Raw genomic sequence first — 13220 nt, forward strand, 5'->3', positions numbered from 1 at the left:
GCCCCCACCCGGGGACGGGCCCTCGTCCGTACGCGTCGGGTCAGCGCCCGAAGAGAATGTCCTGCACGTCCTTGAGCGCGGCGTCCACCTCGGCCTCGAAGTAGCCGCCCGGAACCAGCCCGAACCGCAGCGTGTCGAGGTCCTTCGGGTCGACCGGCATCGGGTTGCGGCGCTGCATCCCACCCAGCAGGGTTTCGAAGAACCGGTCCACCTGGTCGGGGTCGTACCCGCTGCCGAACCGACGGACCTGGAAGCTGCGGCGGATCTGGTCGACCCGGTACAGGTCGCTGCCGGGAGGACCGGCCATCGGCGGACCGACCATCGGGGGGCCGCCCATCGGAGGACCGGCGACAGCGGGCGGACCGGCCATCGGCGGGCCACCCATGCCCTGCTGGGGCAGCTGAGGCGGACCGGCCGGGCCCCGGCGCATGTCACGCAGGTCCCGCTCGGGCATCCGGATCTCGGCGGTCATGTCGGTGCGGCCGTGCCGACCGGCCTCGAAGCCGTCGAAACGCGGCTCCTCCGGCGGGCCGTACCCGCCGGGCGCGCGCTGCTCGTCCTGGCCGTAACCACCCGGCGCGCGCTGGTCGTCCTGGCCGTAGCCGGAAGGGCCGGCGGGGAGACCGCGCGGCGGAGCGCCGTGACCACCCATCGGGCCGGGCCCCATCGGACCGCCAGGGCCCATCGGACCACCGGGGCCCATCGGGCCGGGGCCGGCCGGGCCACGCGGGGCGTCGTACCCGCCGCGGGGGCCGTCGTACCCACCCGCGAAGGCGCCGGTCGGCTCGTCGTAGCGGCCGTACCGGTCGGCGGGCGGGCCAGCCTGGGCGGGCATCGGACGCGGCGGCATCGGCGGGGCCATGCCCCGTTCATCGCGCATCGGCGGCCCCATCCGGTCCGGTGGGCCCAACCGGTCAGCCATCCGGGGGTCGCCACCGCGCCCGGCGCTGTTGCGCTCCTCCAGCTCGGCCAACTGCCGCTCCACCCGGTCGAGGTGAAGGTCGACCTGCCACTCGTCGTAGCCGTTGAACCGGACCCGGAAGACGACGTCGTGGACCTCCTGGGAGGCCACCGGCGCACCGACCTGTCGGCCGTCGAGCGTCGCCTCGACCCGGTCGAGGAAGGCATCCACCTCGTCGACCTTGTATCCCCGGCGGAGCGCCTTGCGCCGGAAACGCTGACCCTGACTCGCCACTATGTCTCCTGGTCTCGTTCGCCACGCCCGGTCACGCCGGTGCCTCTCCGGCGCGGTCGGTGTTGGTGTCGTTGTCCTCGGCGGCGGCGAGTTGGCCACACGCACCGTCGATCTCGCGACCTCGGGTGTCCCGTACGGTGGTGGACACCCCGGCGTCGCGCAACCGCCGGACGAACTCCCGCTCGACCGGCTTCGGGCTCGCGTCCCAGCGACTGCCCGGCGTCGGATTGAGCGGAATGAGGTTCACGTGGGTCAATTTGCCGGCCAGCAGCCGTCCGAGGAGGTCGGCTCGCCAGGGCTGGTCGTTCACGTCCTTGATCATCGCGTACTCGATCGACACGCGACGGCCCGTCCGGGCGGCGTAGTCCCACGCTGCGTCCAGCACCTCGGCTACCTTCCAGCGCTGGTTTACCGGCACGAGTTCGTCGCGCAGATCATCATCGGGCGCGTGCAACGACAGCGCAAGGGTCACAGAGAGGTCTTCGCTGGCCAGTCGGCGGATGGCCGGAACCAGGCCGACCGTGGAAACGGTGATGTGCCGCTGCGACAGGCCGAGCCCCTCCGGAGCAGGGCTGACCAGCCGACGGATCGCCGCGATGACCCGGTTGTAGTTGGCCAGCGGCTCGCCCATGCCCATGAAGACGACACGCGACAGCCGCGGCGGTGACCCGGCGACCACGCCGGAGGCGGCCACACCGGCCATGTACACCGCCTGGTCGACGATCTCGGCCGTGGACAGGTTGCGGGTCAACCCGGCCTGGCCGGTCGCGCAGAACGGGCACGCCATGCCACAGCCCGCCTGGCTGGAGATGCAGACGGTGACCCGGTCCGGGTAGCCCATCAGCACGCTCTCCACCAGCGCACCGTCGTGCAGCCGCCAGAGCGCCTTGCGGGTCGCGCCGTCGTCACAGGCGAGCTCGCGCACCGGGGTGAGCAGCGTGGGCATCAACTGCTCGGACAGCCGCTCCCGGGTCGCCGCCGGCAGGTCGGTCATGGCCTGCGGGTCGCGGACCAGCCGCCCGAAGTAGTGGTTCGAGACCTGCTTCGCACGGAAGGCAGGCTCACCCAACTGGGTGACCAGCGCCTGGCGGCCGGCCAGGTCCAGGTCGGCGAGGTGCTTCGGCGGCATGGAGGCCCGGCGCGCGGCGGGGGCATCCGAGATGGCGGGGATCAACGGCAGGCTCGTCATGGCTGGTCCAGTGTGTCACGCCGTTGGCGGCAGGTGCCGATCCGGAGGTGCCGAACGGGCCGCGACCCCCGCAGCCGGACGACCGGAACGCCGTGATCCATGCCTCAGTTCACCACCGGCACCAGGACGGCCAGCAACAGGTAGGCGGTCGGCACCGCGAAGAGGATCGAGTCCAGTCGGTCCATCAGACCGCCGTGGCCGGGCAGCAGGTTGCTCATGTCCTTGACGCCGAGATCCCGCTTGATCATCGACTCGGCCAGGTCGCCGAGGACCGCCGCGCAGGACACCGCCACCCCGAACAGCGCACCCCACCAGGGAGCCACCTCGAACATCAGCCACAGCAGCAACGCGCTGCCCAGGGCCGCTGCGGTGACCGAGCCGGCGAAGCCCTCCCAGGACTTCTTCGGGCTGATCGACGGGGCCATCGGGTGCTTGCCGAACGAGACGCCGGCCGCGTACCCGCCGGTGTCGGAGAGGACCACCGCGACCAGGGTGGCCAGGATCCGCATCCAACCGTCGTCGGGGGCCGCCGCCAGCAACGCCGCGAATCCGGCTAGGAACGGCACGTAGACGGCGATCAGGGTGGCCGCCGTGAGGTCCCGCTGGAAACCGGCCGGACCGTCACCGAGCCGCCAGATCATCGTGCCCAGCACGGTGACGAGCAGCCCCAGGCTGAGCGCGTCCGGGCCGGCGAACCAGGCCAGGCCCACGGTCAGCACTCCGCCGGCGATCAGCGGCACCAGGGGTGGGTGGGCGCCGCTGCGCCGGACCGCGCGGGCCATCTCCCACATGCCGACGGCGACGGCACCGGCGATCACCGGCAGGAACGCCAACGGGTAGAACACCAGCGGCACCACGATCAGCGCGCCGAGCCCCAGCCCGACCCCGATCGCCGCCGGAAGATTACGGCCGGCCCGTCCGTTGCCCACCTGCTGCGTGGGCGGTCGATCGACGCTGGCCCGACGCCGACCCTTCGTCCGTCGACCCGGCGGCTCCGGCTCGTCCACCGGCTCCGGGTCCGGCAACAGCTCGGCACCGATCGGCGCGAGCTGCGCGGTCGGGTACGCATCGTCGTCCAAGCGGACCGGACCGTCGAAAGGCTCCGGCTCGTCGTACCGGGCGGGCTCGTCGAACCGCTCCGGGCGGGTGGGGGCGCCGTCCGGGCCGACGGGCGCACGATCACCGGGCCAGCCGGAGCGGCCCCGGTCCTCGTACCGGTCGGGTTGGTTCCGGTCGTCGTCGCGCCGGTCACGGTCGTCGAAACGATCGCGCCGGTCACGGTCGTCGAAACGGTCCCGGTCGTCCGGGCGGACCGCACGGCCGCGCTCGTCGTACGGGCCCGTCGGGTGTGGCTCGGCGTACGGCCGGGTGTGCGGGTCGGCGTACAGCTCGGGGCCGGCGGTCGGGCCGCGGCTCCACTGGCCGGCGTCCAACTCCTGGTCGGGCCAGGGCAGCGCCACCGGGCGCTCCGGGCGGTCCCAGCCGCGAGGCTCGCTGCCGTAGGGGTCGGGGCGGGACATCACGCACCGCGACGGGGCGCGAGGACCACCACATGACGCACGACCACAAGCATCCCCTACACGCGCGATGTTCTCCGGTTGACCGCCTCGACGGTCGGTCGATTCCCATGGTTCACCACCCGGTGGCCGGGAATCCTGCCGAGCCTACTGCACTCACCGGAACGGCACGGCGGACGAGGCACGCCTACGGACCCCGCCCTGGTCGGCGGCCCGCGTGACGGCGGCGCCCACCCAGCCGGTACGGCATCGCGGACGGAATCCACAGCCGGATGCCCTCGACGTACGACACGAGGCCCGTTCCCACATCGGGGAACGGGCCTCGGAACATCACACCCGCCAGCGGGCGGACCGTCACACCTCGAGCAGCTCGGTTTCCTTGTGCTTCACCAGGTCGTCGACGCTGGCGACGTAGCGCTGGGTCAGGTCGTCGAGTTCCTTCTCGGCGCGGCGACCCTCGTCCTCGCCGGCCTCACCGTCCTTGACGATGCGGTCCAGCTCCTCCTTGCCACGGCGGCGGACGTTACGGATCGCCACCTTGGCCTCCTCGCCCTTGTGCCGGGCCACCTTGATCATGTCGCGGCGGCGTTCCTCGGTCATCTGGGGAAGCAGGATGCGCAGCTGGCTGCCCTCGTTGTTCGGGTTCACCCCGAGGTCCGAGTCGCGGATCGCCTTCTCCATCGCGTTGATCTGCGAGTTGTCGTACGGCTTGATGATCGCCATCCGCGGCTCGGGGATCGCGATGGACGCCATCTGGGTCAGCGGCGTGGGAGTGCCGTAGTAGTCAATGATGACCTTGGAGAACATGGCGGGGTTCGCGCGACCGGTGCGGATGGCGCCGAACTCCTCCTTGGCGTGCTCCACCGCACGCTCCATCTTTTCCTCGGCCTCGAGGAGGGTGTCGTCGATCACCGGTCTCCTCGCCTCCTTCTGTGCTCGTCGTGGGCTCTGCTGAAAGTCGTCAGACCGCCGCCACCGCGATCGGCGGGGCTCAGGCGGTGATCAGGGTGCCGATCTTGTCGCCACCCACCGCGCGGATGATGGTGTCGTCACCCTGCGCGCCGAAGACCAGCATCGGCAGGCCGTTCTCCATGCAGAGGCTGAACGCCGCCGCGTCGGCCACCCGCAGGTTGCGGCGCAGCACCTCGGAGAAGGTGATCGAGTCGAGCTTGCTGGCGGTGGGGTCGATCCGGGGGTCGGCGGTGTAGACGCCGTCCACGCCGTTCTTGCTCATCAGCACCACATCGGCCCGGATCTCCAGAGCCCGCTGGGCGGCCACCGTGTCGGTGGAGAAGTACGGCATGCCGGCACCGGCGCCGAAGATGACCACGCGGCCCTTCTCCAGGTGCCGGATCGCCCGCAACGGGATGTACGGCTCGGCGACCTGGGCCATCGTGATGGCGCTCTGCACCCGGGTCTCGATGCCCTCCTTCTCCAGGAAGTCCTGGAGCGCGAGGCAGTTCATCACCGTGCCGAGCATGCCCATGTAGTCGGCGCGGGCCCGGTCCATCCCGCGCTTCTGCAGCTCCGCGCCGCGGAAGAAGTTGCCGCCGCCGACCACCACGGAGACCTGCACGCCGCGGCGGACCACTGTGGCGATCTGCCGGGCGATGGCTTGGACGACGTCCGGGTCGACGCCGATCGCGCCACCACCGAAAACCTCACCGGAGAGCTTCAGCACCACCCGGCGGGCCCGCCCCGGCGGCGGTGCCGTCGGATCGTCCAGCTCCAGCGTCCGGTCACTCACAACCTGCGTCATCCGCCCCGCCCTTCACCACGCGCACGCCCCGTGCGGCGCGTACCGCGAACCTGCCGCTGCCGACCCTATGTGACAAGGAGGCCGCGGTGCCTGTCACGTACACCGGCGGCCTCCTCGTCGACGTCTCCTGCCCACGGGCGCCCAGGGCGCCCGGTGACGGCTCAGGCCTGGCCGACCTCGAACCGCACGAAGCGGGTGACCTCGATGCCGGCCTCGGCCAGCACCTGCTTCACCGACTTCTTGTTGTCAGCGACGGACGACTGCTCGATCAGGACGTAGTCCTTGAAGAACGAGTTCACCCGACCCTCGACGATCTTCGGCAGGGCCGCCTCGGGCTTGTTCTCCTCGCGGGCGGTCTGCTCGGCGATGCGCCGCTCGGACTCGACGATCTCGGCCGGAACCTCGTCCCGGGTGAGGTACTTCGGTCGCATCGCGGCGATCTGCATGGCCACACCACGGGCGTCGGCGTCGCCGGCCTCGTCGGTCTTACCGGTGTACGACACCAGCACGCCAACGGCCGGCGGCAGGTCCTGGGCCTTGCGGTGCAGGTAGACGGCGGTGGTGCCCTCGACCTTGGCGAACCGGTTGAGGACCAGCTTCTCGCCGATCTTGGCCGACTGCTCCTGAATCAGGTCGGCGACGACCTTGCCGTCGAGCTCGCTGGCGAGCAGCTCCTCGGCGGTGTTCACGCCGGAGCGCTCACCGTGCTCGACCAGCTGCTGGGCCAGCGCGATGAACGACTCGGTCTTGGCGACGAAGTCGGTCTCGCAGTTGAGCTCCAACAGGGCCTTGCCGGAGTGGGCGACCAAGCCGTTGGCGGCCGTACGACCGGCCCGCTTGCCGACGTCCTTGGCGCCCTTGACGCGCAGGATCTCGACGGCCTTGTCGAAGTCGCCCTCGGCCTCGGTCAGCGCCTTCTTGCTGTCCATCATGCCGGCGCCGGTGAGGTCGCGGAGCTTCTTGACGTCCGCGGCGGTGATTTGGGACATGGCTCTCTCTTCGGTGTTGAGACGGCGTGTGGATGGTCAGAGGTGCCGGTTACCCGGATCCGGGCGGATCGTGCCCGGCGTACCGCCGCTGCCCCGATTCCGAAAGAACGGACGGCGGGGCAGCGACGGTGCGATCACTCCGCGGTAGCGGCCGCCGGCTGCTCGGTGGCGGCCTGCGCCGGCTGCTCCGGGGTGGCGGGCTGCTCGGCAGCGGCAGCGGCGGGCTGCTCGGCGGCAGCGGCGGTCGACTCGTCAGCCTTCTTCGGCTCGAGCAGCTCGCGCTCCCACTCGGTCAGCGGCTCGTCGCTCGCGACGCCCTCGGGCTTCTCGTCGTTGCCCCGGCGACGGCCGGAACGCGCGATCAGACCATCCGCGACGGCGGCGGCGACGACCTTGGTCAGCAGCTCGGCCGAGCGGATCGCGTCGTCGTTGCCCGGGATCGGGAAGTCGACCTCGTCCGGGTCGCAGTTGGTGTCCAGCACCGCGATCACCGGGATGCCCAGCTTGCGGGCCTCGTCGACGGCGATGTGCTCCTTCTTGGTGTCGACGATCCAGACCGCGGCGGGAAGCTTCTGCATGTCCCGCAGACCACCGAGGGTGCGGGTCAGCTTGATCTTCTCGCGGGAGAGCTGCAGGGTCTCCTTCTTGGTGTAACCGGCGGCGGTGCCGCTGAGGTCACCCAGACCCTCCAGCTCCTTCATCCGCTGGAGCCGCTTGTACACCGTCTGGAAGTTGGTCAGCATGCCACCGAGCCAGCGGTGGTTGACGTACGGCTGGCCGACCCGGGTCGCCTGCTCGGCGATCGCTTCCTGGGCCTGCTTCTTGGTGCCGACGAACAGGATGCTGCCGCCCTCGGCGACGGTTCCACGCACGAACTCGTACGCCTTCTCGATGTAGTCGAGGGTCTGGCGCAGGTCGATGATGTAGATGCCGTTGCGCTCGGTCATGATGAAGCGCTTCATCTTCGGGTTCCAGCGCCGGGTCTGGTGCCCGAAGTGGACACCGCTTTCCAGCAGCTGGCGCATGGTCACGACGGCCATGGTTGGGTACTCCTCTGGATCCCTGGTTGTCACGCCCGGCCGGTGGCCGGGCGTCCTGGCGCCTGGTCGCCGACCCATGGTGGGCCCGATCAAGATCGGGACCAGGGAGGCCGTCGCTCCACGACGATTCGTGAAGAGGGCGCGCGAGGTCGACCGCACGAGGCGGTCGCCAGTTGGCCAGTGTACGCCCCCCACCCGTTCAGCCGCCCCGGGGTGCGCCGCACCGCCACCGCGCACCCCGCCGATCCGCCCCCATGATCGACTCCACGTCGGCGAGGTGGTGCCATCCCCCGGCCCTGACACCCCCACATGGCCGACCTGGTGTCGATCACGCCCGCGGCGAGCGCGGGGGATCAGTCCGACCGATCAGCCGGCCGGGCGGGCGGAGGATCAGCCGGCGGCGAGCGCGGCGGCGATGAAGAGCACCAGGCCGACGGTCAGATAGGCCGTCGGTGGGCGCAGCCAGCCCCGACCCGTGTCGGAAAGCGCCAGACCTCCGGTTCGGAGCCCGTAGAGCCCGATCGCGAAGATCGGCAGCGCGGCGACCAGGGCGATGCCCACCACGACGTTCCCGGCGTCCACCGGATCGCCGGTCACGCCCGCGAGCAGCACCCGCAGCGCGGGCACCTCGAAGATCAACACCAACAGGGCGAAGAGTACGGCCAACACCGGCCGACGGGTCCGGTAGACGCCGTCGGCGGCCGGCGGATACACCGACGGTTCGCCGGTGGGCAGGTCGGGGCGGGGGCCGATCCCCGGCATCGGACCGGTCGGCATTTCCAGCGGATGCGGAGTCTCGCCACCGCCACGGGTGGGCTCGATGATCGGATACCCGCCGAGGGGGGCGGGACGAGCCTGGTCGGCGACAGCGCCGGGCGGGGTCTCGCCTACCGGTGTCAACGAACGGCCGGCCTCCTCGCGAGCGACGGTCAGCGGTGCGTCAGTCCCGGTCGACTCCCGGGCGGCCCGGCGACCAGGCAACTCGCCAGAGGTCTCCGAAGGATCTCGGACGGTGAGCGGTGCTCCCGCCCCGGTCGACTCTGGGACGCCCCAACGACCGGGCAGCTCCCCGGAGATCTCCGAAGGATCCCGGTCGGCGCGCCGTGACCGGGTCGCCCGGTACCCGTCGATTTCCGGCCGAGCATCCCCCAACGGGTCGACCGCGCCGAACCGTCCCGACTCGGGCTCGCCCGCGCCGAACCGACCAGACTGGGCATCGACAGCGCCGAAGCGACCCGAGTTCGACTCCGGCGCACCGCCGAACCGGCCCGTGTCCACCGCGCTCAGCCGACCCGAATCCGACTCCGGCGCACCGCCGAACCGGCCTGCGTCCACGGCGCCGAAGCGCCCGGAGTCCGGCTCGCGGCGTCGGCCGACGCCGGTGTCCTCGACGGAGTGGCTCTCGTTGGGGCCACGCTGCTCGGGGACGTCGGTGTCCCGGTACCGCGGTTCGCCCGGGCCGCGCCACTCCGACTCGCCGTGACCGCGACCCCGCTCATCGGGGTACCAGCGCGGCTCCTGATCTTCCGGAAAACTCCGTCGTCCGTCCACGTCAGGCACCGTATGCGACCGGCCACGCCCGCGCCATTTCGGCCCGCTCCGCGCTGCCGACAGCGCGGCAATCAGCGCTGCAGTCAGCGCGAGCGGGCGGAAGCCGGTGGAGACGCGCCGGCCCCCTCACGCCCCACCATCAGCGTTGATCAGGTGATGAAAAGTAGGTCCACAGCTGCCCTGAGACCTATTTTTCATCACTTGATCATGGTGCGGCCCGGCGGCAGTGAGTTCGGGAGGGGTGCCAGGCCATGGCTTCCTAGCACGGCGCGGGCTTGATCGTCCGGTTGTCCACAGGTCACTGGTTGTCCACAGATTTGCTGGTGCCGAGGTCGCGGCGCTCGCACGTCGGCGGGCACCGTGCCGTCCATGACGAAGCGGAACCAGGCGGTCGGCGCGTACGGGGAGCGGTGCGCCGTCCGACACCTCACCGAGGCAGGGCTGCGGCCGATCGCCCGCAACTGGCGCTGCCCGGCCGGAGAGATCGACATCATCGCCTGGGACGGGCCGGTGCTCGCCTTCTGCGAGGTGAAGACCCGCCGGGGCGACGCCTTCGGCACCCCCGCCGAGGCTGTCGTGCCGGCCAAGGCCCGCCGGTTGCGAGGGCTGGCCGCGCGCTGGCTGACCGAGACCGGCACGACCGCCGAGGAGGTGCGTTTCGACGTGCTGTCGGTGCGGCTGCCCGAGGCCGGCCCGGCCCGGGTGGACCACCTCAAGGGCGCGTTCTGAGATGCGTACTCCGAAGGTTCGGGCGGCGTCATGAGCTACGCGAAGGTGCTCTGCGTGGGTCTGGTCGGGGTGACCGGCCACCTGGTCGAGGTGGAAGCCGACCTGGCCGCCGGGCTGCCGGCCGTGGTGATCTCCGGCCTGCCGGACACCGCCCTGCACGAGGCCCGCGACCGCGTCCGTGCCGCCGTGGTCAACTCCGGTCAGCGTTGGCCCAACCGGCGCATCACCCTCAACCTGCTGCCCGCCGCTCTGCCGAAGTTCGGCTCGGCCTTCGACCTGGCCATCGCCGCAGCTCTGTTGGGTGGCTCGGGTGAGCTGCCGCTGCTCCCCCTGGCGGGTGTGGTGGTCCTCGGCGAGTTGGGGCTCGACGGCACGGTCCGACCGGTGCGCGGCGTGCTCCCGATGGTCGCCGCCGCAGCCCAGGCCGGTGTCGAGCGGGTGATCGTCCCGATCGGCAACGCCGCCGAGGCTGCGGTCATCCCCGGGGTACGGGTGCGAGCGGTGGACCATCTGCACCGGCTGGTCGCCTTCGTCCGCGACGGCACCCCGCTGATCGAGCCACCGGCGGCCACGCCGACACCCGTCGTCGGGGGGCCGGATCTCGCCGACGTTGCCGGGCAGCAGGTGGGCCGGCGCGCGTTGGAGGTGGCGGCCGCCGGTGGGCACCACATCGCGCTGCTCGGCCCTCCGGGCGCCGGCAAGACGATGCTTGCCGAACGCTTGCCGTCGCTCCTGCCCGAGTTGGACGACGAAGCGGCGCTTGAGGTGACGGCACTGCACTCGGTGGCAGGGCTGCTGCCGCCGGGCGGCCGGTTGCTGCGACGCCCGCCGTTCCAGGCGCCGCACCACACCGCGACGGTGCCCTCGCTGGTCGGTGGCGGCTCAGGGCTGGCCCGGCCCGGCGCGGTGTCGCTGGCCCACCGTGGGGTCCTGTTCCTGGACGAGGCTCCCGAGTTCAGCAAGGGCGCGTTGGAGGCGCTGCGCCAACCCCTGGAGCACGGCCGCATCCAGCTGAGCCGCACCGGGGGCGGCACCGTGTACCCGGCCCGGACCCAGTTGGTGTTGGCGGCCAACCCTTGTCCCTGCGCGAAACCGGCCGGCGACTCACATTGCGAGTGCAGCGCGCTGGTCCGTCGCCGCTACCTGGGCCGACTCTCCGGGCCGCTGCTCGACCGGATCGACGTGCAGGTACGGCTGATGCCCGTGCGGGCGGCCGAGTTGATGGCACCCGACGGCGATGTCGAGCCGTCGGCGACGGTCGCCGCGCGGGTGGCGGCGGCACGGCAGGCGGCAGCGACCCGCTGGGCCGGCCTCGGCCGAAGGCTCAACGCCGAGGTGGACGGCCCGCACCTGCGTCGACCGCCCTGGCGGCTGCCCGCCCGGGTCACCGCCGAGCTGCGCGGCCGGCTCGACTCCGGTTCGTTGTCGGCACGCGGCTTCGACCGGGTGATCCGGATGGCCTGGACCATCACCGACCTGGACGGCCGAGACCGGCCGGACCGGGACGACGTGCGGGAAGCGATCCAACTCCGGACGGGAGAAGCGATGTGAGCGCCGACGAAGAGCGCAGGTTGGCCCGGGTCGCGCTGACCTGGCTGGCCGAGCCGGGCACCCGTGTGGTCTACCGCCTGGTGGAACGGCTCGGCCCGGTGGCGACCCTGGATCTGCTGCTGGACGGGGGCAGTCCGGACGGCTGGCTGCACAGCACGGTGGCGGCCCGGTTGGCGGGCGGCGACGCCCGGGCGGTGGCGGCCGAGGCGCTGGAGCGCGCGGACCGGCTCGGTGCCCGACTGGTCACGCCGGACGACGAGGAGTGGCCAGCGCAGGTTGCCGATCTGGCCACGCTGCGCCTGCCGGACGTCACCCGCCGGGTGGACGGTGAGACCGCGCCACCGCTCTGTTTCTGGGTACGCGGAGGTTGGCCGCTGGGCGAAGCCCTGGATCGTTCGGTGGCGGTGGTCGGAGCGCGAGCGGCCACCGGTTACGGGCAGCACGTCGCCACTGAGCTGGGATACGGGCTGGCCGAACGGGACTGGACAGTCGTGTCGGGTGGCGCGTTCGGCATCGATGCTGCCGCTCACCGGGGTGCCCTGAACGCGGGCGGTTTGACCGTCGCGGTGCTCGCCTGTGGACTGGACCGGCCGTACCCGATGGGCAACGCCGCGCTCTTCGACCGGATCGCTGACACGGGGCTACTGGTCAGCGAGTGGCCGCCCGGCGCCGAGCCGCTGCGGCCCCGGTTCCTGATCCGCAACCGGGTGATCGCCGCAGGCACCGTGGGCACGGTCCTGGTGGAGGCGTCGGCGCGCAGTGGCGCGACCCAGACCGCGCGACGAGCCGTCTACACCAATCGGGTGGCGATGGTGGTGCCCGGGCCGGTGACCTCGGCGATGTCCGTCGGCGCGCACGAGTTCCTCCGCGACAACCCCAAGACCCGCCTGGTCACCGGCGTCGCCCACGTACTCGAGGAGGTGGGCCGGATCGGCGCGGACCTGGCGCCGCCGGCGCGGGGTCCGCAGCGGCCCGCCGACACACTCGACGACGACGCGCGTTCACTGCTGGAGGCGCTGCCCCGGCGGGGCGCTCGCGGTGTGGACGCCCTCGCGACCCGGGCCGGCCTCGACGTCCGCACCGCGATGCGCAAGCTGTCCCTGTTGGAGGAGCTGTCCATGGTGGTCCGTCGCGACGGCGGCTACGCGCTCGCGGCACCGGTCGCGCCCAAACGCGGCAGCGCGACCGTCACGGCACGGTGAGTGACCAGGCATCCCAACACTCGGTGTTACCGGTACGGTGCGCGGTCATGGGTGCAATCAAGCCATGGCACGTCACTATCCTGTGCTGTCTCGTCACGACCGCTGTGTTCGCTGTTGGCCTGGTCGTGTTCCTGGCCAAGAGGAACAATCGCCGTTAGCCGAGCATCACGTCACCGGTGGGGCGCACCCAGCGGCCGTAGGCTGACGGGTGTGCCAGCAGCCAGTGAGGGTGCCCGGGTCGACAGGCCGGCCGGCGGATCCGCGCGTCCGCGATGAGCCGCAGTGACCGGAGCACCCGGGCCATGCACCAGGCACTGCCGCCAGCCCTGCGCGAAGCGGTCGACGACTTCGCCGAGCACCTGTCCCGGGTGCGGAACCGGTCGACGCACACCGTCCGCGCGTACTGCCGGCCGCGTTGTTCGGGTTGTACGCCAACGGCAACCAACTGATCTCGCCGATCCCACCGGCGGCCAGCAGGGTGACCGTCTTGACCATCTC

At 71.7% G+C, this 13220-nt stretch carries 11 protein-coding genes and 1 pseudogene; 4 read left to right on the forward strand and 8 right to left on the reverse strand.

Annotated features, from left to right (window positions below; genetic code table 11):
* Positions 1-40: 40 nt before the first annotated feature.
* The 8 genes from ACWCO3_RS09045 to ACWCO3_RS09080 form a co-directional block, all read right to left on the reverse strand.
* Positions 41-1195 (reverse strand): DivIVA domain-containing protein, encoded by a 1155-nt coding sequence (locus tag ACWCO3_RS09045; protein WP_145785064.1) that lies wholly within the window; start codon positions 1193-1195, stop codon positions 41-43.
* A 31-nt stretch (positions 1196-1226) separates the two neighbouring features.
* Positions 1227-2384: a 23S rRNA (adenine(2503)-C(2))-methyltransferase RlmN gene (gene rlmN, locus ACWCO3_RS09050; protein ID WP_145785065.1), complete on the reverse strand. Its 1158-nt coding sequence runs from the start codon at positions 2382-2384 to the stop codon at positions 1227-1229.
* A gap of 104 nt (positions 2385-2488) precedes the next feature.
* Entirely contained in the window at positions 2489-3904 is a 1416-nt protein-coding gene (locus ACWCO3_RS09055; protein ID WP_450009284.1) for a phosphatidate cytidylyltransferase, read from the reverse strand.
* A gap of 351 nt (positions 3905-4255) precedes the next feature.
* Positions 4256-4813, reverse strand: coding sequence for a ribosome recycling factor (gene frr / locus ACWCO3_RS09060; RefSeq protein WP_088991032.1), 558 nt, complete (start codon positions 4811-4813; stop codon positions 4256-4258).
* Between the two features lie 79 nt (positions 4814-4892).
* Positions 4893-5660, reverse strand: a complete 768-nt coding sequence (gene pyrH, locus ACWCO3_RS09065) for a UMP kinase (RefSeq protein WP_030335195.1) — start codon at positions 5658-5660, stop codon at positions 4893-4895.
* A 161-nt stretch (positions 5661-5821) separates the two neighbouring features.
* Complete coding sequence (gene tsf, locus ACWCO3_RS09070) at positions 5822-6649, reverse strand: translation elongation factor Ts (protein ID WP_145785067.1); 828 nt, start codon at positions 6647-6649, stop codon at positions 5822-5824.
* A 134-nt stretch (positions 6650-6783) separates the two neighbouring features.
* Positions 6784-7689, reverse strand: a complete 906-nt coding sequence (gene rpsB, locus ACWCO3_RS09075) for a 30S ribosomal protein S2 (protein WP_145785068.1) — start codon at positions 7687-7689, stop codon at positions 6784-6786.
* 390 nt (positions 7690-8079) lie between these two features.
* Positions 8080-9240 (reverse strand): hypothetical protein, encoded by a 1161-nt coding sequence (locus tag ACWCO3_RS09080; RefSeq protein ID WP_450009287.1) that lies wholly within the window; start codon positions 9238-9240, stop codon positions 8080-8082.
* Positions 9241-9609: 369 nt separating this feature from the next.
* Here ACWCO3_RS09080 and ACWCO3_RS09085 point away from each other — a divergent pair, with 369 nt between their 5' ends.
* The 4 genes and pseudogenes from ACWCO3_RS09085 to ACWCO3_RS09100 form a co-directional block, all read left to right on the forward strand.
* Positions 9610-9969: a YraN family protein gene (locus ACWCO3_RS09085; RefSeq protein ID WP_145785070.1), complete on the forward strand. Its 360-nt coding sequence runs from the start codon at positions 9610-9612 to the stop codon at positions 9967-9969.
* 30 nt (positions 9970-9999) lie between these two features.
* A complete protein-coding gene (locus ACWCO3_RS09090; protein WP_450009289.1) occupies positions 10000-11520 on the forward strand; it encodes a YifB family Mg chelatase-like AAA ATPase in 1521 nt (506 codons plus the stop codon).
* Complete coding sequence (locus ACWCO3_RS09095; protein ID WP_435826095.1) at positions 11430-12722, forward strand: DNA-processing protein DprA; 1293 nt, start codon at positions 11430-11432, stop codon at positions 12720-12722. The genes ACWCO3_RS09090 and ACWCO3_RS09095 overlap by 91 nt, the downstream gene beginning before the upstream one ends.
* Before the next feature lie 272 nt (positions 12723-12994).
* Positions 12995-13126: pseudogene (locus ACWCO3_RS09100) on the forward strand (tyrosine recombinase XerC); the annotation flags it as partial.
* Positions 13127-13220 lie beyond the last annotated feature (94 nt).

The sequence above is a fragment of the Micromonospora sp. NPDC002411 genome (assembly GCF_053592955.1).

Bases quoted from the DNA above. Each gene is read 5' to 3' on its own strand.
- rlmN (WP_145785065.1), bottom strand. From the start codon at position 2,384: ATGACGAGCCTGCCGTTGATCCCCGCCATCTCGGATGCCCCCGCCGCG.
- ACWCO3_RS09055 (WP_450009284.1), bottom strand. From the start codon at position 3,904: ATGTCCCGCCCCGACCCCTACGGCAGCGAGCCTCGCGGCTGGGACCGC.
- pyrH (WP_030335195.1), bottom strand. From the start codon at position 5,660: ATGACGCAGGTTGTGAGTGACCGGACGCTGGAGCTGGACGATCCGACG.
- tsf (WP_145785067.1), bottom strand. From the start codon at position 6,649: ATGTCCCAAATCACCGCCGCGGACGTCAAGAAGCTCCGCGACCTCACC.
- rpsB (WP_145785068.1), bottom strand. From the start codon at position 7,689: ATGGCCGTCGTGACCATGCGCCAGCTGCTGGAAAGCGGTGTCCACTTC.
- ACWCO3_RS09085 (WP_145785070.1), top strand. From the start codon at position 9,610: ATGACGAAGCGGAACCAGGCGGTCGGCGCGTACGGGGAGCGGTGCGCC.
- ACWCO3_RS09090 (WP_450009289.1), top strand. From the start codon at position 10,000: ATGAGCTACGCGAAGGTGCTCTGCGTGGGTCTGGTCGGGGTGACCGGC.